Raw genomic sequence first — 24255 nt, forward strand, 5'->3', positions numbered from 1 at the left:
GGTCGAAGCATGATTCGGTTCGGCTACAAGGCATCGGCGGAGCAGTTCGCCCCGCGCGAGTTGCTCGGCTACGGCGTTCAGGCGGAGCGGCTGGGCTTCGACTCGGTCTTCGTCAGCGACCACCTCCAGCCCTGGCGGCACGACGGCGGGCACGCGCCCGCGGCGCTGCCCTGGCTCGGCGCGCTCGCGGCGGGCACCGAGCGGGTGCTGCTCGGCACGAGCGTGCTCACACCGACCTTCCGCTACCACCCCGCCGTCGTCGCGCAGGCGTTCGCCACCCTCGGCTGCCTCGCGCCCGGCCGGGTCATCCTCGGCGTCGGCTCGGGTGAGTCGCTCAACGAGGTCCCGCTCGGCCTGGCCTGGCCCGACGGCAAGGAGCGCTTCGCCCGCCTCAAGGAGGCGGTCACCCTCATCCGCCGGCTCTGGACCGAGGACCGCGTGACCTTCGAGGGCGCGTTCTACCGCACCGAGGTCGCCACGATCTATGACAAGCCCGAGCAGCCGGTGCCGATCTACATCGGCGCGTCCGGCCCGGCCGCGACCCGCCTCGCCGGTCGCATCGCCGACGGCTTCATCACCACCAGCGGCAAGGGCCGCGAGCTGTACACCGAGACGCTGCTCCCGGCCGTACGGGAGGGTGCGGAGAAGGCGGACCGCCCGCTGGACGATCTCGACCTGATGATCGAGGTGAAGGTCTCGTTCGACCCGGACCTGGAGAAGGCGCGCAACGACACCCACTACTGGGGTGCGCTGGCGCTCTCGCCGGAGGAGAAGACCGGCGTCGAGGACCCGATCGAGATGCAGCGCCGCGCGGACGCGCTGTCGGTCGACCGCACGGTGACCCGCTGGATCGTCTCGTCCGACCCGGACGAGCACGCGGCGAAGGTGGCCGAGTACCTCGAGATGGGCTTCAAGCACCTGGTCTTCCACGCGCCGGGCCCGGACCAGGACCGCTTCCTGCACGTGTACGGCGAGGAGATCCTGCCCCGGCTCCGTGACCGTGCGAAGAACCTCTAGTTACCCGTAGTAGTTCTCGCCGGGTACGGCGCGCAGGTGTGACGGGCCGCTGCGCTCGTCCCGGCCCTCACCGCGGATGACGGTGAGGTCGGGGCGGCGTGAGCCAGCGCCGCGCCGGGTGGCACGGTCCCGGGCCGGCGACGCGGGAGGGCGGGCGGCGTGGCGCCCGGTCGGCTCGTCGGCGCGGACGAACGGGGCCGGCGCCGGCGCCGGGTCGTAGCGGGCGGTCTGGTGGTGCCGCGGTTCCGGTCGGTGGCCGATCCGCCACCGGCGCACGTACTCCGAGCCGGCGGTGCGCAGCGCGCGCAGCGCGGCCGGGAGCAGCCGGCGCTGCCGGTCGCCGTGTATTCGCGGGTAGCCGACGGTGGCCACCTCCACCACCCGCAGCCCCTGCGTCGCCATCCGGATCGTGGTCAGGGTGTCGATCTCGGGTCCCTCGCCCCAGGCGAGGCCGCGCCGGGGGCCGCGCACCTCGGGGGAGGGCAGCTCGAGCGCCGGGATCAGCTCGCGCCAGTAGGCGTCGTAGCCGCAGGTGAGGTCGGTGAAGCGGGTGCCGAAGAAGAGGTTCACCGCGCGGCTCAGCACGAAGTGCGCGGCGCGCACCAGCGCGCCGCCGTCGCGGTGATCGCCGCCGGGCCGGAAGCGGGAGCCGTGCGCGGCCTCGGCGCCGGAGAGCAGGGCGTCGACGAAGCGGTAGATCTCGCCGGGGTCGGCGGAGCCGTCGGCGTTGAGGGTGACGACGATGTCGCCGGTGCTCGCGGCGAAGCCGCAGACCAGCGCGTTGCCCTTGCCGGAGCGGGTCTGCCGGATCACGACCACGTCGGGGCGGACCTCGCGGGCGACAGCGACGGTGTCGTCCTGCGAGCGGCCGTCGACCACGACGACCTCGTGGACGGGCGGCAGGTTCTCCAGGATGAGGGGCAGGTTGTGCTCCTCGTTGAGTGCGGGGATGACAACGGTCACGGTGGGGGACGGCGCGGGAGGCATGGCGGTGGCTCCTCGGCGGGGGGACGGGCGCGGGGTCTGCGGGTGTGGAGACCGCCATCAACTTACCAATCGATTACGGTGAGTCAACTAGGTGGATACCACCGGTCTCAGAATTACGGAGGGTTAGCTAATGGGTGGGGTGCGGGCTGTGGTCTTCGACCTGGACGGCGTCATCATCGACACCGAGGAGGTCTGGGAGGAGGTGCGCCGCGGCTACGTGGCCGAGCGCGGCCGGCGTTTCCTGCCCGACAGCCAGGGCCGGATGATGGGCATGAGCACGCCCGAGTGGTCCACACACCTCAGTGCGGACCTGGGCGTGCCGCGCACCCCGCGCGAGGTCGCCGCGGACGTGCTCGACCGGATGGCCGCGCGCTACCGCGAGGACCTGCCGCTGATCCCGGGCTCGGTCGAGGCGGTCCGGCGGATCGCCGGGCACTTCCCGGTTGCCCTGGCCAGCTCGTCCGCGCGGATCCTCATCGACCAGGTGCTCGAGACGGCCGGGCTCACCGACACGTTCCGGGTGACGCTGTCCACCGAGGAGGTGCCGCGCGGCAAGCCCGCGCCGGACGTGTACCTGGCCGCGGTCGAGCGCCTCGGGCTGACCCCGGAGGTCTGCGCGGCCGTCGAGGACTCCAGCAACGGCCTGCGCTCGGCCGCCGCGGCCGGGCTCGCGGTCATCGCGGTGCCGCACGGGGTCTACCCGCCCGCCGAGGACGCGCTGGCGCTGGCGAGCCTGGTCATCGACGGCCTGGACGAGCTGACCGTCGAGGCGGTCGGCAAGCTGCGCTGACGGTCACACCAGCGTGGCCTCGTAGTCCGGCAGATCGATGCCGGCGCTCCGGTCGCCCGCGACCCGCATGGTCAGGGCCATGAACCAGCCCTGGTTGTGCAGCCAGTTCCGGACCCGGATGCCGTACGCCCGGCGCGGCGCCAGGAACCGGCCGGCACCGCCGCCGCCCCGCTGCGCGCGCCGGGCGAACGCGCCGATCCGGGCCTGGTAGCGGGTGAACGCCGCCGCGTGGTCGCCGCCCGCCGCGGCCAGCTCACCGGCCAGCACGTACGCCGCGACCACCGCCGTGCCGTTGCCCATGCCCCCGATCGTGGCGCCGCAGGCCGCGTCGCCGACCAGCGCGATCCGGCCGCGGTGCCAGGTGTCGATGTCGACCCGGCAGATCTGGTCGAAGTAGAGGTCGTCGGCGGTGTCCAGGGCGTCGAGCAGGCGCGGCACCCGCCAGCCCAGCCCCGCGAAGCGCTCGCGCACGATGCGCTTCTGCGCGGAAAGGTCGTGCCGGTCGTACGCGATCTCCGGCGACGCGAACGCGACGAACGCGCCCGCCCGGTCCGGATCGCGGTGGTCCCCGCCGATCGAGACCAGCCGCCCCGGCACGTTGTAGTTCAGCGTGTCGCGGCCCAGGCCGAGATCGTTCGGCACGTCCCAGCCGGCCACGTAGTAGCCGAGGTGGCGCACGAACTGCCGCTCCGGCCCGAAGGTCAGCCGCCGCACGGCGGAGTGCACCCCGTCCGCGCCGATGACCAGGTCGAACGTGCGCCGGGCGCCGCCGGCGAACGTGACGTCGACGCCGTCCGGCGTCTCGTCCAGCGCCGCGATGCTGTCGCCGAACAGGTACTCCGTCCATTCGGCGCCGGCGGCGCAGAGGATCCGCGAGAGGTCGCCGCGCAGGATCTCGACGTCGCCGCCGGCGAAGTCGGACGGCATCTCCATCAGGCGCCGGTCGTGCTCGTCGACGAACCGCATCGCCGTCCCGCCGGTCTGCACCGCGCGCAGCTCCTCCAGCACCCCCATCCTGCTCAGCAGCCCCAGGTGCACCGGGCCGCGGTAGTCGACGGCGTTGCCGCCGGTGCGCAGCGCCGGTGCGATCTCCACGATCGTCGGCCGGAAGCCGTGCCGGCCCAGCCAGTAGGCCAGCGCGGGTCCGGCGATGCTCGCGCCGGAGATGAGGACGGTCCTGCCGTTCATGGCGGCTCCAAACTGTGTCCGTAGGAATCAGTTATTTTCTGTGTACGGTAGATACAGTTGTCGCCGGGACGCAAGAGGGTTGACGGATGTCGGTGGAATTCCTGTGGGGCGACCGCGCGGCGCCGACGCGCGGGCCGAAGCCGGCGCTGAGCCTCGCGGCCATCGCCGACGCGGCCATCGCCGTCGCCGACGCCGAGGGCCTGGCCGCGGTGTCGATGCAGCGGGTGGCCGGCGAGCTGGGCTTCACGAAGATGTCGCTCTACCGCTACCTGCCCGGCAAGGCCGAGCTGGTCGCGCTGATGGTGGAGCGGGCCATCGGCGAGCCGCCCGAGCTGCGCGCGTCCGGCTGGCGCGAGGCGCTCGCCGAATGGTCCGAGCTGCTGTATGAGGCCTTCCTGCGGCACCCGTGGACGATGGGGGCCACCGTCGGGAGCCGGCCGCTCGGCCCGCGCGAGCTCGGCTGGATGGAGTGCGCGCTGGCCCGGCTCGGCCGCGACTGCGGGCTCACCGGCGCCGAGCGCCTCGACGCCGTCGCGGTGCTGGCCGGCCACGCCCGGATGCTGGCCCAGCAGGCGGACGCGCGGATGAACGAGGCGGAGATGACCGCCGCGATGGGCGAGGTCATGCGGCAGCACGGCGACCGTTTCCCGTACCTCACCGCGGCGATGACGGAGACGGCCACCGGGGGCGGCCAGAACCTGGCCTTCGCCTTCGGCCTGGACCGCATCCTCGACGGCCTGGAGAGCCTGATCGACCGCCGGACCGGGCGGGTGTAACCACGCCACAGCGGGGTATCGGCTTCTCCGACCATTCGGAGGTGCCCGTGGAGACGCTAGCTGCCGAGGGGCTACGGCTCGATCTCGACGTGTTCGACTACCTGATCCTGGCGATCTACTTCGTGACCGTGCTCGGCGTGGGCATCGCCGCCCGGCGGGCGATCAGCACCAGCGCGGACTTCTTCCTGTCGGGCCGGGCGATGCCCGCCTGGGTCACCGGTCTCGCCTTCATCTCGGCCAACCTCGGCGCGCTCGAGATCATCGGTATGGCGGCCAACGGCGCACAGTACGGCCTGATGACCCTGCACTACTACTGGATCGGCGCGGTGCCGGCCATGGTCTTCCTCGGCATCGTGATGATGCCCTTCTACTACGGCTCGAAGGTCCGCAGCGTCCCCGAGTTCCTGCGGCTGCGCTTCAACCGGCCGACCCACCTGTTCAACGCGCTCAGCTTCGCGGTCGCCCAGGTGCTGATCGCGGGCGTCAACCTGTACGCCCTCGCGCTCGTCCTGGACGCGCTGCTCGGCTGGCCGCTCTGGGTGTCGATCGTCGTGGGCGCCGCGATCGTGCTGACCTACATCACCATCGGCGGCCTCTCCTCGGCGATCTACAACGAGGTGCTCCAGTTCTTCGTGATCCTCGCGGGCCTGATCCCGATCACCATCGTCGGCCTGGTCAAGGTCGGCGGCGTCGACGGGCTGTTCGCCGCGGTCCGCGACAGCAAGCTGGGCGAGGCCGGCCTGCACACCTGGCAGGGCACGGCGACCTCGGACAACCCGCTGGGCGCGAGCTGGATCGGGATCGTGTTCGGCCTCGGCTTCGTGCTCTCCTTCGGCTACTGGACGACGAACTTCGCGGAGGTGCAGCGGGCACTCTCGGCCAAGGACATGAGCGCGGCCCGGCGTACCCCGATCATCGGCGCGTACCCGAAGCTGATCATCCCGGTCGTCACGGTCGTGCCGGGCCTGATCGCCCTCGTCACGATCCAGGGCCTCGGCGCCGACGAGGGCGACCTGATGTACAACAACGCGATCCCGCTGCTGATGCGCGACCTGCTGCCCAACGGCGTGCTCGGCGTCGCGGTGACCGGCCTGCTGGCGGCGTTCATGGCCGGCATGGCGGCGAACGTCAGCGGCTTCAACACGGTCTTCACCTACGACATCTGGCAGGCCTATCTGCGCCGGGACCGCCCGGACTCCTACTACCTGCGGGTGGGCCGGATCGCCACCGTCGGCGGCGTGATCATCGGCATCGGTACCGCGTTCATCGCGGCCGGCTTCAGCAACATCATGAACTACATCCAGGCGCTGTTCTCGGTCTTCAACGCCCCGCTGTTCGCCACCTTCATCGTGGGCATGTTCTGGAAGCGGATGACCGCCTGGGCCGGCTTCTGGTCGCTGCTGCTCGGCACGCTGTCGTCGCTCTCGCTCTACCTGCTCTACCTCGGCGACGTGGTCAGGTTCGACTCCGACCTGGAGGAGAGCTTCTGGGGCGCGGGGCTGGCCTTCATCGTCGCCCTCGCCGTCGCCGCCCTGGTAACGCCGCTGACCCGGCCGAAGCCCGACGACGACCTGCGCGGGCTCGTCTACGGCCTCGCCGGCACCTCCACCTCGGGCGAGACGATCCTGGCCGCCGACAAGGTCTGGTGGCGCAACCCGGTCCTGCTCGGCGTCACCGCCGTAGCGCTCGCCCTACTTCTCTACATACCCGTCTGGTAAGGAGGCGTCATGGACGAGGAGATGAACCGCCCGGACGACGAGAAGGTCTCGGCGGCGGCGCGGCTGTTCGACGTGCGCCGGGTGATCGGCGGCCTGTTCGTGGTATACGGGCTGATCGTCACGCTGGTGGGTGTCTTCGACGGCAGCGCGGAGATCGCCAAGGCGCAGGGTGTCCGGATCAACCTCTGGATGGGTTTGGCGATGCTGGCCCTGGGTGCCTTTTTCCTGATCTGGCTCCGGCTGCGGCCCGCCGGTGTGCCCGAACAACACAGGAGTTCGGCGGCGGAGGCCGGCCCGGAGGCGTCCGCCGGGGACTGAACGGCCGCGACGATCGGCCGTCTGATGGAGAGGGCGGTGCGGCTCGGGTGCAAGCTGGTTGCGCGGCACCCCGATACCTTCCGATTCCGATCTAGTGCTACCGATACTCAATGCATGGAACCCGTCGCCCCTGTAAGCCTCGCCGGCGCCGCTCAGCGGCCCGCCGGCTGGCAGATGCAGCTTCGTGTTGACTTCGCGGTCAACAGGGTCATGCAGACGCATCGCGGTCAGTCCGAGGATGTGGTCTCGCAGGCCATTCAGGATGAGCTTCGCAGTGTCGGCGTCGTGCCGAACTGGAGGCAGGTCGCCCAGTACGCCGCTGTGATCAGCCAACTGCCGGAGATGCCTCCCACCAAGTAGGTCTGACCCCCCGTTCGATCCCGCCGGCCCCGCGCCGGCCTTCGCCGTTCTCGGGTCACCGGGCCGGGAAGCGCAGGATCCGGTCGTCGCCGTCCCGGCCGTCGCCGTTGCGGTCGGTGTTCGACGTGGTGAGCCAGAGCGCGCCGTCCGGCGCCACGGCCACCGTCCGGAGCCGCCCGTACCGCCCCGGGAACTCGGCCCTTGGCTCGCCGCCGCCGAGCGGCACGGTCCAGAGCCGCTGACCACGCAGCGCGGCCACGTACAGGGTGTCGCCGGCGATCGCCGCGCCGGACGGCGAGGCAACGTCGGTGGTCCAGGTGACGATCGGGTCGGCGTACCGGGAGCCGCCGCCCTTGCCCTCCACCTCGGGCCAGCCGTAGTTCCGGCCGGGCTTGATCACGTTGACCTCGTCGAACCGGTTCTGGCCGAATTCGATGCCGTACATCGTGCCGTCCGCCGCCCAGGCGAGGCCCTGCACGTTGCGGTGCCCGAGGCTCCAGACCGGCGAGCCCGGCGTCGGGTTGCCCGGCGCGGCCCGGCCCTCCGGGGTCAGCCGCAGGATCTTGCCGTTGCTGTCGCCGGGATCCTGGGAGGCCGAGCCCTCGCCCGCGTCGCCGGTGCCCGCGTAGAGCATTCCGTCCGGGCCGAAGGCGATCCGGCCGCCATTGTGGATGCCGGCCTTGTCGATGCCGTCGAAGAGCACCTCCGGTGCGCCGCCGCCGAGCTTGAAGCGCACGATCCGGTTGTCGTCCGCGGCCGTGTGGTAGGCGTACACCCAGCCGGTCTCGGCGTAGTCCCGGGCCACCGCGAGGCCGAGCAGGCCGCCCTCGCCGGCCGCGGCGACACCCGGCACCTCGAAGACCTGCCTCGGCGCGCCGCCGCCCGGCGCCACCCGCAGCACCCGGCCCCGGTCCCGCTCGGCGACCAGCGCGCTGCCGTCGGGCAGGAACGCCAGCCCCCACGGCACGTCCAGGCCGGTAGCGACGGTCTCGGGCGCGCTCAGGTCCGGCACGCCCCCGCTCGCGGAGGGTGCCGCCGGTGCGGCGGAGGCGGGTGCGGACGTCGGCGTGGCCGAGGTGGGTCGTCCGGCGGGCGGCGCGTCGCCCGAACAGCCGGTCAGCAGCGCGACACTCGCCGTGACCACCCCGATCGACCAACGTGCATTCGTCCGTATGGCGGTTGACATCCGCATACCGTGCCCTGCCGTCCTGAGAAAAACCTGAACGGTGACGAGATCTACTGATTTGCATCCTTGACAGCCTCTCGCGCGGGCCGGGAGGGTCCACACACGACCTTCCCACCCATGGAGGCTCCAACCATGACCCCAACTCGTTGGGTTACCGCTGGCGCGTTATCGCTCGTGACAGCGGCCGCAACGGTCCTGTCCGGCATCACGCCGGCGGCCGCCGCTGCACCGGAGGACAACCTCGCGGTGTACGTCGGCACCCTCGACGCACCACAGCTTGAACGCCTGCGCGCGGTCGGCATCGACCACGACGAGAGCGCGGTGACCGCCGCCGCCGAAGGCAAAGTCACCGTCGAGACCATCCTCGGCCGGCGCCAGGCCGAACGGCTCGTCGCCGCGGGCGTGCCGCTGACCCAGAAGCGGACCACGACGGCGATGCGCCGGCAGGCCGCCGCCGCGCCGACGGTCTTCCGGCAGTACAACGCGCCCGGCGGCCTCCGCGACGAGTACGCCGCGACGGCCGCCGCGAATCCGCGCCTGGCCAAGCTGGTCACCATCGGCAAGACGGTGCGCGGCGTACCGATCCAGGCCGTGAAGGTGACGCGCGACGCGCGCGTGGTTCCCGACGGCCGCCGGCCCGCGGTGATCTACCTGGGCGGCCAGCACGCCCGGGAGTGGATCACGCCCGAGATGAACCGGCGCCTGCTGCACCACGTCATCGACAGCTACGGCACGGACCCGGAGCTGACCCGGCTGATCAACACCACCGAGCTGTGGTTCGTGCCGGTGGTCAACCCGGACGGCTACGACTTCACCTTCACCGAGGGCAACCGGCTGTGGCGCAAGAACCTGCGCGACAACAACGGTGACGGCGAGATCACCGCCGGCGACGGCGTCGACCTCAACCGCAACTTCGCGGAGAAGTGGGGTTACGACAACGAGGGTTCGTCGCCCGACCCGGCCAGCGAGACCTACCGCGGCCCCTCGGCGAACTCCGAGCCCGAGACCAAGGCGCTCGACGGCCTGTTCAAGCGGGTCGGCTTCGAGTTCCTGATCAACTACCACTCGGCCGCCGAGCTGCTGCTCTACGGCATCGGCTGGCAGGTCAGCACGCCCAGCCCGGACGACCAGATCGCGATCGCCATGGTCGGCGACGACGCGCACCCGGCGGTGCCCGGCTACGACCCGGACATCTCGGCTGAGCTGTACACCACAAACGGTGACACGGACTTCCACGCACAGGTGCGTACCGGAGCGATCGGCTTCACGCCCGAGATGAGCACCTGCGAGACCATCTCGAACCTGTACCCGGACGACCAGTGGAACGCGGCGGACTGCGAGAGCGGCTTCAACTTCCCGGACGACGAGAAGCTGATCCAGGAGGAGTTCCTCAAGAACGTGCCGTTCGCCCTCTCGGTCGCCAAGTCGGCGCAGAGCCCGGACAACCCGGTCTCGGTCGTCGGCCGCACCACGGCCGACCTGACCGTCGACGCGTTCGACACCTCGTACGGCTCGCGCCAGGAGGTCGCCGTGACCGCCCGGCGCAGCCTGCGCGACGTCACCCTGCACTACAAGGTCAACGGCGGCCGCGAGCGGACCGACGGCACCCGGGAGTGGAACGACGGCGAGCGGTACGGCGACGGCGTCAACCAGTACTTCGCCGAGCGCCGCGGCACGGTGGCCAAGGCCAAGCCGAAGGACAAGGTGGAGGTCTGGTTCACCGCCCGTAAGGGCCGGGACACCGTGCGGTCGGCCGCGTTCACCTACACGGTCGCCGACAAGATCGGCGGTGACGTGCTGGTGCTCGCCGCCGAGGACGTCACCGGCATCTCGCCGGCCAACACCGACGGCGCGACCAGCGCCCGGTACGCCGACGAGCACGTCGCGGCCATCCGGGCCGCCGGGCGCACGGCCGACGTCTACGACATCGACACCAACGGCCGCAAGGCACCCCACCCGCTGGGTGTGCTGTCGCACTACGACGCCGTGGTCTGGGAGACCGGCGACGACATCATCCCGCGCGCGCCCGGCCAGGTGGGCGGCACGGTCGCCCGCTCGGCCCTGGAGACCGAGCTTGCCGTCCGCGATTACCTGAACGAGGGCGGCAAGCTGCTGCTCGCCGGAAAGTACGCGGGCTTCGCGCAGGGCGCCAACGGGGCGTACGTGTACCAGCCGCAGGGTCCCGGGGAGTGCACCAGCGCGACCGACCCCACCTGTCTGCCGATCCTGAACGACTTCGAGCAGTACTGGCTGGGCGCGTACTCCTACGTCGACGACGGCGGCACCAGCGCCGACGGGACGCCGAACCCGCTGACCGGCACCGCCGGGGCCTTCACCGGCTTCTCGGCCACGCCGACCAGCGACCACACCGCCGCATTCCTGGCCACCTCGAGCTTCCTGCCGAGCTCGCAGTTCCCGCAGTTCCGCAGCTCGGCACCGCTCGACTGGCAGACGGCCGGCGCCGCTCCGTACGAGCCGTTCGACGGTGACTGGTACGTGTGGAGCGGTCAGGCGGACGTCTCCTACAAGCGGCTCACCAAGACCGTCGACCTCACGTCGGCGAGCGCCGCGCACCTGAAGTTCCAGACGTCGTTCGACACCGAGGCGAGCTGGGACTTCATGTTCGTGGAGGCGCACGTCGTCGGCACCGACGAGTGGACGACGCTGCCGGACGCGGGCGGGCTGACCACCACCGATACCGGCGACAGCTGCCAGTCCGGCATCACCACCATCCACCCGTTCCTGGCCCACTACCAGGGCGCCGACTGCACCCCGACCGGCACCACCGGCACCTGGAACGCGGCGACCGGCAACAGCGCTGGCTGGAAGCCGTTCGACGCCGACCTGTCCGCGTACGCGGGCAAGCAGGTGGAGGTCTCGATCTCCTACATGTCCGACTGGGCCACCCAGGGCCTGGGCGTGTTCCTGGACTCGGTCCAGATCGAGACCGACGGCGTCGTGTCGCAGCAGACCTCGTTCGAGGCCGACCTCGGCGGCTGGGCCGTCGCCGGGCCGCCCGCGGGCTCCGGCATCAACAGCTCCGACTGGGCGCGCAGCCAGCTCGCCTTCGACTCGGGCGCGGCCGTGACCACCCGGGACAGCGTCTACCTGGGCTTCGGCCTGGAGGGGCTGCCCGAGGCGGACCGGGCCGACCTGATGCGCAGGGTGCTGCGACACCTGAAGGTGTAATCACTTTCGGACGTAAATCGCCCGATATTGCAGACCGCGCCGCGCGCTTGCCCTAAACAGGAGGCGCGCGGCGCGCCTGCCGTGCAGGGCGGAGACCACCGGTGCGAGCGATCACACGGCCGATCCTGGCCTCGTTCCTGACTGTCCTGACGGCCTCGGCCCTGACCGCCGCCCCCGCACCCGCCCGCGCGGTGCGGGGCGCGGCGCCGGACTGGTCGGCCTGCGCCGACGACCCGACCGCGCAGTGCGCCTGGCTCGAGGTGCCGGTCGACTGGGCGGACACCGACGGGCCGACGATCCAGGTCGCCGTCGCCCGCCGGCCGGCCGCCGACCCGGCGGCCCGGATCGGCACCCTGGTGGTCAACCCCGGCGGCCCCGGCGGCTCGGGCGTCGACTTCGCGCTCGGCGGCATCTCCTTCTTCAGCCCGGAGCTGCTGCGCCGGTTCGACATCGTCGGCTTCGACCCGCGCGGCGTCTCCCGCAGCAACCCGATCGTCTGCTCCACCGAGCTGCTGGCCACGGCCCCGCCGATCACCGTCGACGACGCGCGGGAGTACGAGCGGGCCGTCGCGTACAACCGCCGGCTCGCCGACGACTGCGCCGAGCGCACCGGCCCGCTGTACGGCCACGTCGACACGCTCAGCGTCGTGCGGGACCTGGAGGCGCTGCGGGCCGCGCTCGGCGAGGAGAAGATCAGCTTCTACGGCACGTCGTACGGCACCTTGCTGGGCGAGCAGTACGCCGGCCGGTATCCGCACCGGATCCGCGCCCTGGTCCTGGACGGCGTCGTCGACCACAGCCTCGGCGTCGACGGCTTCCTCGGCGGCGGTGCCGCCGCCGCGGAGGACTCGTTCGACCAGTTCGTGCGGTGGTGCGACCGCAGCATCGAGTGCGCGGCACACGGACGCGACGTACGCGGGCTCTGGAACGGCCTGCTGGCCGCCGCCCGGGAGGGCGTCCTCTGGGACCCGTACGTGCGCACGGACCGGCTGACCGTCTACGAGCTGGTCAAGGTCGCCGTCGACTCCCTGTACGAACCGCAGTGGCACGCGCTCGGCCGCTATCTGCGGGACGCGGAGGCGGGCGCGGACCCGGGCATGGGAATGGGCCTGGGCATGGGCGGCGTGTTCGGCCGGCTGGCCCCGGGCGGCGTCGACGTCAGCGAGCACAACTACCCGGCCGTGTTCTGCAACGACTGGGCGGTGCCCGTCACCGGGTACCGGAAGCTGCGGAAACACCTGAAGCGGGCCGCCGCCCGGGCGCCCGGGATGCTGTTCTCCCCGTCCACGCTCTCCTCGGTCAACAGCTGCCTGGGCTGGAACCGGGGCACCGCCAACCCGCAGGCCCCGCTGCCGCCGGCGCGGACCGGCCCGGTGCTGCTGGTCAGCGCCCGGCACGACCCGGCGACCCCGTACGCCTGGGCCCGCAACGTCGCCCGCCAGCTCGGCCCGCAGGCGTCGCGGCTGACCTACGAGGGCTGGGGCCACGTCGTGTACGGCCGCAGCGACTGCGTGAACGCGGCCGTGGACCGCTACCTGATCGAGCTGCGGCCGGCCGGCCGCGGGGCGAGCTGCCCCGGTGTCGAGCCGAAGCCGGCCGGGATCGGCGCCATCGCGCTGATAGAGCCGCTCCTCTTCCGCCTACGGTGAAGAGCGTGTCCCGGGTTGTGCACCGCACCGCATGCCGGTAGGCAGGAGGTCTGTCCACTGTCTATCACTCGGAGGCATGATGCGCCCGTCCGCGCTGGCCATGGCGGCCACGCTCACCCTGACCACGGCCGCGCTGGTGCCCGCCGCGGCGTCCGCGCACGCCGGCGCGCCGCCGCGGGACCCCACCGCCATCGGATACGGCGGCGCCGTCTCGACGGTTGATCCGACCGCGACCGCGGTCGGGCTCGAGGTACTGCGGCGCGGCGGCAACGCGGTCGACGCCGCCGTTGCCGCCGCCGCGACGCTCGGGGTCACCGAGCCGTTCTCCGCCGGCATCGGCGGTGGCGGGTTCTTCGTCTACTACGACGCCGGGCAGCGGCGGGTGCACACCATCGACGGCCGGGAGTCCGGGCCCGCCGCGATGACCGAGGACATCTTCGTCGACCCCGCGGACGGGCTGCCGTACGACTTCCAGGAGGCCCGGGTCAGCGGCCTCTCCGTCGGCACCCCGGGCACCCTTGCCACCTGGGAGGCGGCCGCCGGCCGGTGGGGCACGCGGTCGCTGCGCAGCCTGCTCGCGCCCGCCGCCGGCGTCGCCGAGCGGGGCTTCGCCGTCGATGCCACGTTCCGGCAGCAGATCGCCGACAACGCCGCCGCGTTCGGGCAGTTCGACTCCACGCGCGAGCTCTACCTGCCCGGTGGCGCCCCGCCGGCGGTCGGCTCGACGCAGCGCAATCCCGACCTGGCCGACACCTACCGGCTGATCGCCGAGCGCGGCACCGGCGTCTTCTACCGGGGCCCGGTCGGCGCCGACCTGGTCCGGACCGTGCGGCGCCCGCCGGTCGCCGAGCATCCGACCGGCACCTGGACCTACCCGATCCGCCCCGGCGGCCTGACCCGGGAGGACCTGGCCGGGTACCGGCTGCGGTTCCCGGCGCCGACCCGGTCCGTCTACCGCGGGCTCGACGTCTACGGCATGTCGACGCCGTCCAGCGGCGGCACCGCCGTCGGCGAGGCGCTCAACATCCTCGAGCGGACCGACCTCTCGCGGGTACCGACGATCCAGGCCCTGCACCAGTACGCCGAGGCGACCGCGCTCTCGTTCGCCGACCGCAACCGGTACGTCGGCGCGTACACTCCCCAGCCGGTCCTGAACAAGCTGATCAGTGACGCGTGGGCGGGGCAGCGGGCCTGCCAGATCGATCCCGCGCACGCGCTCGTCAAGCCGGTCCCGCCCGGTGACATCAACGCCTCCGGGTGTACGCCGGTCGCCGTCGGCGGGCCGGTCGAGGACGGCCAGAGCACGACGAACCTCACGGTCGCCGACCGCTGGGGCAACGTCGTCGAGTACACCCTGACCATCGAGCAGACCGGCGGCAACGCGATGGTCGTACCCGGCCGCGGCTTCCTGCTCAACAACGAGATGACCGACTTCAACTTCACGCCGACGCAGGGCAGCGCGCCCGACCCGAACCTGCCCGGCCCGAACAAGCGGCCGCGCAGCTCGATGTCGCCGACGATCGTGCTCAAGGACGGCCGGCCCTTCCTCGCGCTCGGCTCGCCCGGCGGCGCCACGATCATCACCACGGTGCTACAGGTGCTGATCAACCGGATCGACCTGGGCATGACGCTGCCGGAGGCGATGGCCGCGCCGCGGGCCTCCCAGCGCAACTCCGCCGGCATCCAGTCCGAGCCCGCCTTCCACCTCCGGTACGGCCCGGGGCTGACGGAGCTCGGGCACAGCTTCGCGGCGGACGTCGCGGAGCTGGGCGCGGCGACCGCCATCGAGTTCCGGCCGGGCGGTTCGCTGATCGCCACCGCCGAGCCGGCTCGGCGCGGCGGCGGCGCCGCGGGAGTGGTCCGGCCCCGGCGGTGAGCCGGCCCTCCGGCGTCGGCCTCGCGGGAGGCCGGCGCCGGGGCCCCGGCCTCTCGCCCGGGCCCCGGCCTCTCGCCGGGGCCCGGCCTCTCGCGGGAGGCCGGGACCGAGGGCTCAGGCCGTGAGGGCGATCGTCAGGGCGCCCGCCGCGACCATCACCGCGGCCCACAGCTTGTCGACGTTGAACCAGGCCCGGCGCAGCACGCCGAGGCCGACGAACTCGTAGACCAGCAGCGCGCAGGCCGCCATCACGGCGAACATCGCCACCGTGTGCACACCCGCCGCGAGCAGCCCGTCCAGGGCCGCGGCGGGCGTGCCCGCCAGCCCGGCCGGCGCGGCGGCGGCCAGGTGCGCCGCGTGCCCGGCCGGCGCCGCCGGCGTCGTCGTCGCCAGTACGGGAAGCAGCATCAGCCCCGCGCCGTGCGCCGACGACATCAGGAACGACCAGCCGGCCAGCTGCGCCGCCGACAGGCGCATGCCGGCCCACCGGAAGTGCCGGGCCGAGAGCAGCCGCCACAGTCCGAAGCCGACCAGGACGGCGCCGCCCACGATCGCGACCAGGTTCCCGGCGACCACCGACTCCGTCGCCGACACCACGGCAGCGACGATCGCCACCGAGGCCAGGTGCCCGGCGGCGATCGGCGGCACCGACCACAGCAGCACCGTCCGGCTGCGCTCCTGCATGCCGCGGGCCACCGCGAAGAGCCAGCCCATCGCCGGGTTCAGCCCGTGGAAGGCGCCCAGCGCGGCGAGCACCGCCAGCTGGCCCGCCGTCACGGGAAGCAGTACGAGTCGGACGACGCGTCGCCGCCCTGTAGCCGCGTCTGGTGCACCCGCCGGCCCCGGAAGTCGTCGCCGTGCGGGAAGAAGCGCGGATCCAGCGTCATGCCGCCCGCTTCGGGATCCACGTCGAGCTTCGCCATCCAGGCGCCGACGCCGTCCGGGTAGAACTGGTCGTCCCAGGCGCCGTAGAGCGAGTTGGTCACGTAGACGCGGCGGCCGTCGCGGGAGACCTCGACCATCTGCGGGCCGCCGGCGAGCCGTTCCTGCGGGAACGACGGGTGCGCCGCCCGGCCGACGATGCCGCCGAGGCGTACCGAGCCGGTCTCGACCGGGTGCAGGGGGTCGGAGACGTCGAACTGCTTCAGCTCGCCGGTGCCCCAGCACGAGACGTAGAGGAAGCGGTCGTCGACGGAGAGGTCGATGTCGGTGATCAGCGGCGGCACGGCGCCGAACGGCTGGAGCGCCGGCGGCAGGTCCGCGGGGTCGGCGGGCTCGGCCGGCACGTCGATGATCTTGGTGACGGTGAACTCGCCGCCGGAGCGCTGCCACACCCACACCGACGCCGACAGGTCCTCGACGCTGACGACGACGCCGAGGAAGCCGTACTCCTTGCGGGGGTCGTGCGCCGGGCGCAGCTCGAGGGTCATCTGGTACTGGTCGCCGAGGTCGACCGTCTGCACGAGGGTGCGCTTGGCCAGGTCCCAGAAGTGCAGGCGGTGGCCGTACTTGCGGCCGAGCAGCAGCTCCGGCACCAGCCCGTCCTCGATCATGGACGGCGTGCCCCACTCGGAGGAGACGAGCACGTCGCGGGTCAGGTGCCACCAGAAGTCGTACGCCAGGTACTGGTCGCCGCGGTCGTTCTCCCACGCCCCGCGCACCTCGAAGGTGGTGTGGTCCAGCACCGCGATGCCGCCCGGGCCCTCGGCCGAGCCGCCGCCGAGCGCGGAGACGTAGATGCCGTCCGGGCCGCAGTGGATCGTGTGCGGCCGCGAATAGCCGGCCTTGCCGGCCAGCTCCTCGGCCGGGATCTCCTTCACCAGTACGGGGTTGCGCGGGTCGGCCTTGGTGTCCAGCACGTAGATCCGCGAGGAGCGCAGGCCGGGAACGATGAGGTAGCGCCGCTCGACGTGCGGGTGCGGCGCGGTGGGGCACAGGGCGCTGCTGCACGCGTTCCAGCCGAAGTGGTGCAGCTCGTCGCCGGTGTGCGGCAGATCGGTCCAGCCGACCACCGTTCCGTACGAGGCGGAGGAGGGATCGGTGTCGACGACGGCGATGGCGTCCGGAAGCTCGGCCGAGCGGTCGAACGCGGCGACGTACGCCAGCTGTTCGGCGGGGGCGCCGGCAGCATCGCGTGCGGACGGGTAGAACGTCGGATCGGGGGTCCACCTGGTCATGCCGGTAATCCTGCTACCGCGGCAGGGCGGTGAACAGGGTGACAACTGTCAAGGACCTGTCAACGGCTGCTCAACGGCAGCCGGACCAGCACCGTCGTGCCAGGACCCTCGTGCTCGGTGAGCTCGATGCTGCCGTGGTGGCGCTGCACGACGGCGCGGCTGAGGGTCAGCCCCAGCCCGCTGCCGGGTATTGCCCGGTCCCGGGCCCGGCTCGTCCGGTAGAGCCCGGTGAACATCTTCTCCCGCTCGTCCTGCGGTACGCCGATCCCGGTGTCGGTGACCGCGAGCTCCGCGGTCCGGCCGACGCTGTGCAGCGTGACGCCGATCTCCCCGCCGTCCGGGCTGTACTTCACGGCGTTGCTCAGCAGGTTGTCGACGACCTGCCGCAGCCGCTCGCGGTCGCCGGGCAGGACGAGCCGCTCGGGCAGGTCGTCCACGATGGTGACCGGCTCCTCCGCGACCGCCTCCCGGGTACGCTCCACCGACTCGCGGACGATCTGGGCCAGGTCGACGGGCGAGAGCTGCACCGACGCGTGCCCGGTGTCCAGCGCGGACAGTTCCAGCAGCTCGTTGATGATGTGCCGAAGCTGGGTGGCGTTGCGGTCGATGACCTCGAGCAGCCGCGGACCGTCCTTGACCAGCCCTTCGGCATCCGCGTCGCGCAGCAGCTCGGTGTAGGCCGCGATCGAGGTGAGCGGGGTCCGCAGCTCATGGCCGACGAGCGCGAGGTATTCGCTCTTGCTGCGGGCCAGCTGCCGTTGCAGGTCCTCGACGAGCCGCCGCTCGATGAACTGGGCGATCTGCGCCGAGATGCCGGACATCAGGGCGACCAGCTCGTCCTCGGGGTCCTCGATGGTGTCGGCGAACGCGACAAGGACGCCGAGCGTCTCGAGCCCGTTGCGCACGGGTACGGCCAGCGCCGTGTGCAGCTGCGAGGCGGCGGCGGTCGCCGCCGAGATCAGGCTCTGCGGCCGCCCGACGTCCCGGATCCACAGCGGCTTGCCGGCCTGCCAGGCGCGCCCGGCCAGGCCGGTGCCGTACGCCAGTTCGCCGGGCACCTCGATGTCGTCCTGCCAGCTCGGGGAGTGCCAGCTCGCGGCGGAGCGCACCACCCCGGCGGCGTCGTCGGCGAGCCACAGCTCGGCGTGTGTCCAGCCCAGCGTCGTGACCACGGCCTCGAGCACCCGCGGCCCTGCGGCCTCGACGGTGGGTTCGGCGGCCAGGGCGGTGATCACGGCCAGCTCGCAGGTGCGGAACCGCTCGGCGCGCTTGCGCCGGGTCACGTCCTGGATGGCCTGCACGGCGCCGACGGTCCGCCCGTCCGGCCCGAGGATGGGCTGGGCGTCGACGAGGAAGTGGCGGGTGCGCTGCCCCCGGAGCTGGAACGCCATCTCCTCGTCACGCAACCGCTCGCCCCGCAGCGCCCGGAACAACGCGATGTCCTCGTGCCGCAGCGGGCTGCCGTGCGCGTCGGTCAGCCCGGAGAGGGCCGCGTCGTCGCCCAGGTCGCCGGGGAACGGCGCGCTGCCCCACAGCCGGTGCATGCGCGCGTTGACCAGAACGACCCGCCCGTCCGCGTCGCAGGCGGTGACGCCGTCGTGCAGGCTGTCGACCACGGCATCGAGAAAGCGGTGCTGTCGATCGATCTCCAGCCGGGTGAGCTGCTCGGTGATGAGCAGGTTGGCGACGTGCGCGGCGTCGGCGACGGCGGCGGCCTCGCCCTCGGTCCACCGGCGCGGCTCGTTGTCGAGGGCGCAGCAGACGCCGACGACGACGCCGGCGTCGTCCCGGACCGGATGACCCAGATAGGCGCCGGTCATACCGACCCGGTGCACGGGCGAGCCCGCCGGGACGCGGGAGTCGGAGGTGAGGTCCTCGATGAGCAGCGGCCGGCCGGTGGAGATCAGGATGCCGGCCAGGGTGTCGTCCAGGCTGACGTCGGCGACGTCCTCCCACCGCACGCTGATGCCGTAGCCGCCGTAGCTGCGCAGCCGGCCACCCTCGACGAAGTGCACCAGGCCGGCGGGCGCGTTGGCGGCCCGAGCGATGAGCGCGGCGAGCTGATCGGCGGCGCCGCTGGTGAGCAGGTTCTGCCGCGGAGCCGAGTCCTGCTGCCACGCCGCCGTCCGCGGAGTCCAAACATTCGGCTCGGACGACCCAGGCTCGGACGACCCAGGCTCGGACGACCCAGGCGCGGATGTCCCGGGTGCGGGTGGTCCGACGGCGGGTGTTTCAGACGCAGGGGATCCAGCCCGGGGAAATTCTGGTGTGGGGGATTCGGGTGGGGGTGTTTCAGACGCAGGGGATCCAGCCCGGGGAAATTCTGGTGTGGGGGATTCGGGTGGGGGTGTTTCAGACGCAGGGGATCCAGCCCGGGGAAATTCTGGTGTGGGGGATTCGGGTGGGGGTGTTTCAGACGCAGGGGATCCAGCCCGGGGAAATTCTGGTGTGGGGGATTCGGGTGGGGGTGTTTCAGACGCAGGGGATCCAGCCCGGGGAAATTCTGCCGTAGGGGATCCGGGTGGGGGTGTTCCGGACGCGGTTGATCCTGGCGCTGGGGATTCAGGCGGGGGTGTTCCGGACGCGGATGATCCTGGCGCCGGGGATTCAGGCGGGGGTGATCCGGTCGGTGGTGATCCGGGCTCGGGTGGTCCGGGCGTGGGGGATTCGGGCGCGGCGGGTCCCGGTCCCGGTGTCGGTGTTGGCGGGGGATCCGGATCCGGTCCGGTGGACCCGGCGCTCGGCGCTCCCGGACCGGGCTGACACCCGAGGCCAAGATCACTTTGCCGCATGCTCCGACCTCCGCCCTCAAGCCTACGGGCGGCAAAGCCGTAAAAACGGCAAACCGGAGGTTAAGGCCTACCTGCGCCGATAGATCAGGTCGAAGACCTCGCGGCCCGCGGTGACCCCGCGCCGCTCGAACTTGGTCTCCGGGCGGTAGGCCGGGCGCGGCGCGTAGCCCTCGTGCGCGTTGGACAGGCCCGGATCCGCCGACAGCGTCTGCGCCATCGACTCCGCGTAGTGCGCCCAGTCCGTCGCGCAGTGCAGCGTGCCGCCCGGGCGCAGGCGGTCCCGCAGCAGGGCGACGTTGGCCGGCTGGATCAGGCGGCGCTTGTGGTGGCGCGCCTTGGGCCAGGGATCCGGGAAGAAGACGTGTACCGCGTCGAGGACACTCGGCTGGATCTTGCGGACCAGCTCCATCGCGTCGCCGTGCACGACCCGCACATTGGTCAGACCTTTCTCGCCGATCAGCGCGAGCAGGTTGCCGATGCCCGGCGTGTGCACCTCCACCGCCAGCAGGTCGCGGCCCGGGTCGGCCTCGGCCATGGCCGCCGCCGAGTCACCCATCCCGAACCCGATCTCCAGCACCCGCGGCGCCTCCCGGCCGAACAGCTCCGCCAGGTCGAGAGGCGCCCGGTCGCCGTCGAGGACGGTCAAGCCAAAGGTCGGCCAGAGGTCGGTCATCGCGTCCGCGTGCCGGCCACTCATCCGGCCGCGCCGGGGATGGAACGTCCGGATCGGGCGTTCGGTCGTGTCGCTCATCAGGCCGCCCAGGATACGCGGATCCCAACCCGAACGACCGGCCCGGCCCACGCCCGCCCGCCTGCCCCCCCGCCTCCGGCGGCCGCGCGGGCTGGTCTGGGAGTGCGGGGCTGGTCTGGGAGTGCGGGGCTGGTCTGGGAGTGCGGGGCTGGTCTGGGAGTGCGGGGCTGGCCTGGGAGTGCGGGGCTGGCCTGGGAGGCGTCGGGCCGGGCTGGGAGTGCCGGGCCGGGCTGGGAGTGCCGGGCTGGGTTGGGGTGCAGGGCTGGTCTGGGAGTGCCGGGCTGGCTTGGGAGGCGCCGGGCTGGTCTGGGAGTGCGTGACCGGGCTGAGTGCCGGGCCGGGCTGGGAGTGCGGGGCTGGCTTGGGGGGCGCCGGGCTGGCCTGGGAGTGCGTGACCGGGCTGGGAGTGCAGGGCTGGTCTGGGGAGTGCAGGGCTGGTCTGGGAGTGCGGGGGCCAGGTTGGGACTGGTCGGTTTGCCGCCGCCTTGGGTGGACGTGAAGGCCGGCCCGGGGGTGCCGGGCCGGCCTGTGGGCGTTCGGGGCGGGTTACCGCGTCGGCTGGACGTTGGGCTGGGAGCCCGGGTGGAACGGGGTCCGGGCGCCCGTGGTCAGGTTGATGACCATGATCCAGGAGCTGCCGCTGTGGTTGCCCGTCAGCACGCCGCGGGCCTTGTCGACGTACGCCATCTCGCGGTCCTGGCCGGCGCCGACGTTGCGCTTGGCGCCGGTCGCGACGTCGTACTCGACCACGTGCACCGGCTGGTTGTCGGCCGCGGTCTCGCCGAGCTGCCACGCCGTCCAGGCCAGCTTCGCGCCGTCCGGGCGCCAGCTCGGCACCACCGCGAAGCCGGAGTTCTGGAGGCTGCCTCCGCCGTACGCCGCAACGGTCTTCTCGCCGCCGGTCGCCACCGTGCCGATGGTCAGGCAGGCGTCGTAGATCGACTCGCAGTCGCCGCCGCGGAAGGCGACCCGCGTGCCGTCCGGCGACCAGGCCACCGCGTCGTCATAGCGCAGCCGGTCGATGAGCGAGCCGGTCGCCGCTGCCTTGGTGGCCGCGGCCTCGTCCGGCAGGTCCTGCTCCTTGCAGGAGCTGGGGAAGACCACCGCGGGCTTCGCGCCGGTCCCGGTCGCCGAGATCCGGTAGACGCCCGGGCCGCCGGTGCAGGACAGCGACGCGAAGGCGATCGTCCTGCCGTCCGGCGCCCAGGACGGGCCGGCGGCGGCGCGGGTGGTCAGCCGGCGCTTGGCGCTGCCGTCGGCCTTCATGGTCCACAGCTGGCCGGCCTTGAGCAGGGCGATCGACTTGCCGTCGGGCGAGAAGCGCGGGCGCGACCAGCCGCCGCCGGTGGTGAGCCTCGTCTCGGTCGCGCCCTTGCTCGCGTACACGTCGCCGGAGCGGACGTAGGCCACCAGGCTGGGCATCGTCGGCGTGGCCGCCGCCGCGGGCGCCGCCTGGAAGGCCGCTCCCGCGGCGACCCCCGCCACCGCCACCACCGTGTTGCCCGCGAACCGCGTGACTGCCCTCATGTCCGACGCCCCCCGACGTAGTCCCTGCTTGTACCTCCACGATCGTCGCAACCGGGCTGCAACTAAGAAGTTCCCACGCCGAAACCAAAAAAAATCGGGACCGTTCGGGTAAACACGCCTGGATCAGGCGGCCGTGGCCGCCCACATCGCGATGAACGCGGCCGCCTCGCCGGCCAGCCAGCGCTCGACGTCGCCGGCCTTCGCGCCCGGGTCCATCCGGTGTGAGACGCCGCGGCGCAGGTCGACAAGCACCGGCTCGGCGCCGGGCAGGACCTGGTCCATGTGCCGGGCCATCAGGTGCAGCGTCGCGGTGATGGCCTCGGGGGTCGGCGGCTGCTCGTCGAAGTGCAGCCGGACCGCCTCGCGGCGGCCGTCCGCGTAGCGCAGCCCGAAGTGAGGGTTGATCTTCACCGCGAGCGGGCCGACGGAGGCCAGGGCGTCCCGGGTCTGCGCCAGGCTGACCTCCTCCGGGTCGCCGAGGGAGTGCAGGTAGGTCGTCGCGCCGGCGCTGACGGCCTCGTAGAGCGGCTTCCACCGCGGCTTCACCAGATCGGGGACGCCGTTGAGGTAGCTGCCGCCGGTGCGGAACGCGATGTCGGCCTTGAGCGCCTTGACCATCTGGCCGTGCGGGTTGAAGCCGGAGCGGCGTTCGCGCTGGCGCCGGAGTCCGCCGACGAAGGTGGCCTTGGCCGGACCTGTCCGCGCGACATAACGGGTGAACCCGAGCATCGTGGTGTATGGCGGAATCGTGGACAAAACAGGCGTCGTCACAATGATCTCCCCGCAGCTCAGCGCTGGTTTTAGTACACACATACTAATCGAGGGGTACGACATTCCCCAAACCTCGGGTGGTCGCGTGAACGCGGTGAGTGATCAACGATCAGTCCGGCCGGCCGGCCCCGGTGATGAGTTCTCGGGTCCGCTCCCGTCACACCTACGACGGGACACGAATTGGCGGAAGGATGACGTGATGGGTGCGGACACGCGGCTGGAAATGAGCGAGGTCGGCGAGCCGGCGTTCGCGGGACTGGTGGAGCGGCACCGGCGGGAGCTGCACGTGCACTGCTACCGGATGCTGGGGTCGTTCGAGGACGCCGAGGACACCGTGCAGGAGACGTTCCTGCGCGCCTGGCGGCGGCGGGAGACCTTCGAGGGCCGGTCGACGTTCCGGGCCTGGCTGTACCGGATCGCCACCAACGCCTGCCTGGACCTGCTCGCCAAGTGCCGCCCGGAGCCCGCGACCGGCGGCGAGGTGCGGTGGCTGCAGCCGTACCCGGACCGGCTGCTCGACGAGCTGCCCGCGGCCGGCGCGGACGAGCCGGAGGCCGTCGCCGTCGCGCGGGAGACCGTCGAGCTGGCGTACCTGGTCGCGGTCCAGCACCTCGCGCCGCGCCCGCGGGCCGTGCTGATCCTGCGGGACGTGCTCGGCTGGCCGGCGAAGGACGTCGCGGAGCTCCTCGGTGACTCCGTCAACTCCGTGAACAGCGCGCTGCAACGGGCCCGGGCCGGCATGCGGGAGCACCTGCCCGCCGAGCGGCAGGACTGGACCGGCGGCGAGCAGGACGCCGGCACGCGCGAGCTGGTGCGCCGCTACACCGAGGCCAGCGTGGCCACGGACATCGACCTGGTCGCCGCGCTGCTGCGCGACGACGTCCGCTGCTCGATGCCGCCGACGCCGGGGCTGTTCCTCGGCCGCGACGCGGTGGTGCACGACTGGGTCGAGAGCGGCTTCGGGGACATGGAGAATCTGCGCACCGTACCCACCTCCGTGAACCGGCAGCCGGCCGTCGCCTTCTACCACTGGCGGGAGCGGGAGGGCGCGTACCTGCCGCTGACGATCGACGTCCTGCGCGTCACCGGCGGGGCGATCACCGAGATCACCACGTTCCACGCCGACCGGTTCCCGCGGCTCGGCCTGCCGGAGCGGCTGCCGGCGGACGGCACCGAGTAGTAC

Annotated in this window: 19 protein-coding genes; 10 read left to right on the forward strand and 9 right to left on the reverse strand. The window is 72.3% G+C overall.

All coding sequences use genetic code 11. The features are described from left to right. Positions 1 to 9 precede the first annotated feature (9 nt). Positions 10 to 1017, forward strand: a complete 1008-nt coding sequence (gene fgd / locus BJ971_RS08190; protein WP_184991280.1) for a glucose-6-phosphate dehydrogenase (coenzyme-F420) — start codon at positions 10 to 12, stop codon at positions 1015 to 1017. Here fgd and BJ971_RS08195 read toward each other — a convergent pair whose 3' ends face one another. After that, on the reverse strand, positions 1018 to 2004 hold the full coding sequence (locus tag BJ971_RS08195) for a glycosyltransferase family 2 protein (protein WP_184991282.1): 987 nt from the start codon (positions 2002 to 2004) through the stop codon (positions 1018 to 1020). It abuts the gene before it with no gap. A 130-nt stretch (positions 2005 to 2134) separates the two neighbouring features. Between BJ971_RS08195 and BJ971_RS08200 the strand changes: the two genes are divergently transcribed. Beyond that, positions 2135 to 2794, forward strand: a complete 660-nt coding sequence (locus tag BJ971_RS08200) for an HAD family hydrolase (protein WP_184991284.1) — start codon at positions 2135 to 2137, stop codon at positions 2792 to 2794. Positions 2795 to 2797: 3 nt separating this feature from the next. Here BJ971_RS08200 and BJ971_RS08205 read toward each other — a convergent pair whose 3' ends face one another. Then, entirely contained in the window at positions 2798 to 3982 is a 1185-nt protein-coding gene (locus tag BJ971_RS08205; protein WP_184991287.1) for an FAD-dependent monooxygenase, read from the reverse strand. Between the two features lie 86 nt (positions 3983 to 4068). Here BJ971_RS08205 and BJ971_RS08210 point away from each other — a divergent pair, with 86 nt between their 5' ends. The 4 genes from BJ971_RS08210 to BJ971_RS08225 all read left to right on the forward strand — a co-directional run bounded on the left by BJ971_RS08210 (position 4069) and on the right by BJ971_RS08225 (position 7154). Then, a complete protein-coding gene (locus BJ971_RS08210) occupies positions 4069 to 4758 on the forward strand; it encodes a TetR/AcrR family transcriptional regulator C-terminal domain-containing protein (RefSeq protein WP_184991289.1) in 690 nt (229 codons plus the stop codon). A gap of 47 nt (positions 4759 to 4805) precedes the next feature. Continuing rightward, on the forward strand, positions 4806 to 6476 hold the full coding sequence (locus BJ971_RS08215; protein WP_184991291.1) for a sodium:solute symporter family protein: 1671 nt from the start codon (positions 4806 to 4808) through the stop codon (positions 6474 to 6476). A 9-nt stretch (positions 6477 to 6485) separates the two neighbouring features. Next, positions 6486 to 6794 (forward strand): hypothetical protein, encoded by a 309-nt coding sequence (locus tag BJ971_RS08220; protein ID WP_184991292.1) that lies wholly within the window; start codon positions 6486 to 6488, stop codon positions 6792 to 6794. Positions 6795 to 6908: 114 nt separating this feature from the next. Then, positions 6909 to 7154, forward strand: a complete 246-nt coding sequence (locus BJ971_RS08225; RefSeq protein WP_239087320.1) for a hypothetical protein — start codon at positions 6909 to 6911, stop codon at positions 7152 to 7154. A 55-nt stretch (positions 7155 to 7209) separates the two neighbouring features. On the opposite strand, the gene BJ971_RS08230 is transcribed toward BJ971_RS08225, so the two are convergent. Beyond that, positions 7210 to 8346: a PQQ-dependent sugar dehydrogenase gene (locus BJ971_RS08230; protein WP_260414868.1), complete on the reverse strand. Its 1137-nt coding sequence runs from the start codon at positions 8344 to 8346 to the stop codon at positions 7210 to 7212. A gap of 126 nt (positions 8347 to 8472) precedes the next feature. Between BJ971_RS08230 and BJ971_RS08235 the strand changes: the two genes are divergently transcribed. The 3 genes from BJ971_RS08235 (at position 8473) to ggt (ending at position 15054) form a co-directional block, all read left to right on the forward strand. Further along, positions 8473 to 11529 (forward strand): M14 family metallopeptidase, encoded by a 3057-nt coding sequence (locus BJ971_RS08235; RefSeq protein ID WP_184991294.1) that lies wholly within the window; start codon positions 8473 to 8475, stop codon positions 11527 to 11529. 101 nt (positions 11530 to 11630) lie between these two features. Beyond that, positions 11631 to 13178: an alpha/beta hydrolase gene (locus BJ971_RS08240; protein WP_184991295.1), complete on the forward strand. Its 1548-nt coding sequence runs from the start codon at positions 11631 to 11633 to the stop codon at positions 13176 to 13178. Between the two features lie 76 nt (positions 13179 to 13254). Beyond that, on the forward strand, positions 13255 to 15054 hold the full coding sequence (ggt, locus tag BJ971_RS08245; protein WP_377885315.1) for a gamma-glutamyltransferase: 1800 nt from the start codon (positions 13255 to 13257) through the stop codon (positions 15052 to 15054). Between the two features lie 114 nt (positions 15055 to 15168). Here the strand turns inward: ggt and BJ971_RS08250 are convergent, their stop codons facing one another. From BJ971_RS08250 to BJ971_RS08275, 6 genes are all read right to left on the reverse strand, one after another. Beyond that, a complete protein-coding gene (locus BJ971_RS08250; RefSeq protein ID WP_184991296.1) occupies positions 15169 to 15831 on the reverse strand; it encodes a hypothetical protein in 663 nt (220 codons plus the stop codon). Next, on the reverse strand, positions 15828 to 17231 hold the full coding sequence (locus BJ971_RS08255; RefSeq protein ID WP_184991297.1) for a selenium-binding protein SBP56-related protein: 1404 nt from the start codon (positions 17229 to 17231) through the stop codon (positions 15828 to 15830). The genes BJ971_RS08250 and BJ971_RS08255 overlap by 4 nt, the downstream gene beginning before the upstream one ends. A 59-nt stretch (positions 17232 to 17290) precedes the next feature. Then, positions 17291 to 19246: an ATP-binding protein gene (locus BJ971_RS08260; protein WP_239087321.1), complete on the reverse strand. Its 1956-nt coding sequence runs from the start codon at positions 19244 to 19246 to the stop codon at positions 17291 to 17293. An 844-nt stretch (positions 19247 to 20090) separates the two neighbouring features. After that, positions 20091 to 20774, reverse strand: a complete 684-nt coding sequence (trmB, locus tag BJ971_RS08265; protein ID WP_184991300.1) for a tRNA (guanosine(46)-N7)-methyltransferase TrmB — start codon at positions 20772 to 20774, stop codon at positions 20091 to 20093. 546 nt (positions 20775 to 21320) lie between these two features. Further along, positions 21321 to 22301: a TolB family protein gene (locus BJ971_RS08270; RefSeq protein ID WP_184991302.1), complete on the reverse strand. Its 981-nt coding sequence runs from the start codon at positions 22299 to 22301 to the stop codon at positions 21321 to 21323. A gap of 123 nt (positions 22302 to 22424) precedes the next feature. After that, a complete protein-coding gene (locus BJ971_RS08275) occupies positions 22425 to 23078 on the reverse strand; it encodes a hypothetical protein (RefSeq protein ID WP_377885423.1) in 654 nt (217 codons plus the stop codon). Between the two features lie 193 nt (positions 23079 to 23271). On the opposite strand from BJ971_RS08275, the gene BJ971_RS08280 reads away from it, so the two are divergent. Then, the gene (locus BJ971_RS08280) at positions 23272 to 24252 is read left to right on the forward strand and encodes an RNA polymerase subunit sigma-70 (RefSeq protein WP_184991304.1); all 981 of its coding nucleotides are present in this window, start codon (positions 23272 to 23274) and stop codon (positions 24250 to 24252) included. Positions 24253 to 24255: the final 3 nt, after the last annotated feature.

The sequence above is a fragment of the Amorphoplanes digitatis genome (assembly GCF_014205335.1).
Lineage (GTDB): Bacteria > Actinomycetota > Actinomycetes > Mycobacteriales > Micromonosporaceae > Actinoplanes > Actinoplanes digitatus.

Bases quoted from the DNA above. Each gene is read 5' to 3' on its own strand.
- ggt (WP_377885315.1), top strand. From the start codon at position 13,255: ATGATGCGCCCGTCCGCGCTGGCCATGGCGGCCACGCTCACCCTGACC.
- BJ971_RS08280 (WP_184991304.1), top strand. From the start codon at position 23,272: ATGGGTGCGGACACGCGGCTGGAAATGAGCGAGGTCGGCGAGCCGGCG.
- BJ971_RS08270 (WP_184991302.1), bottom strand. From the start codon at position 22,301: ATGAGGGCAGTCACGCGGTTCGCGGGCAACACGGTGGTGGCGGTGGCG.
- BJ971_RS08220 (WP_184991292.1), top strand. From the start codon at position 6,486: ATGGACGAGGAGATGAACCGCCCGGACGACGAGAAGGTCTCGGCGGCG.
- trmB (WP_184991300.1), bottom strand. From the start codon at position 20,774: ATGAGCGACACGACCGAACGCCCGATCCGGACGTTCCATCCCCGGCGC.
- BJ971_RS08210 (WP_184991289.1), top strand. From the start codon at position 4,069: ATGTCGGTGGAATTCCTGTGGGGCGACCGCGCGGCGCCGACGCGCGGG.
- BJ971_RS08225 (WP_239087320.1), top strand. From the start codon at position 6,909: ATGGAACCCGTCGCCCCTGTAAGCCTCGCCGGCGCCGCTCAGCGGCCC.
- BJ971_RS08195 (WP_184991282.1), bottom strand. From the start codon at position 2,004: ATGCCTCCCGCGCCGTCCCCCACCGTGACCGTTGTCATCCCCGCACTC.
- fgd (WP_184991280.1), top strand. From the start codon at position 10: ATGATTCGGTTCGGCTACAAGGCATCGGCGGAGCAGTTCGCCCCGCGC.
- BJ971_RS08255 (WP_184991297.1), bottom strand. From the start codon at position 17,231: ATGACCAGGTGGACCCCCGATCCGACGTTCTACCCGTCCGCACGCGAT.
- BJ971_RS08205 (WP_184991287.1), bottom strand. From the start codon at position 3,982: ATGAACGGCAGGACCGTCCTCATCTCCGGCGCGAGCATCGCCGGACCC.
- BJ971_RS08235 (WP_184991294.1), top strand. From the start codon at position 8,473: ATGACCCCAACTCGTTGGGTTACCGCTGGCGCGTTATCGCTCGTGACA.
- BJ971_RS08200 (WP_184991284.1), top strand. From the start codon at position 2,135: ATGGGTGGGGTGCGGGCTGTGGTCTTCGACCTGGACGGCGTCATCATC.
- BJ971_RS08230 (WP_260414868.1), bottom strand. From the start codon at position 8,346: ATGCGGATGTCAACCGCCATACGGACGAATGCACGTTGGTCGATCGGG.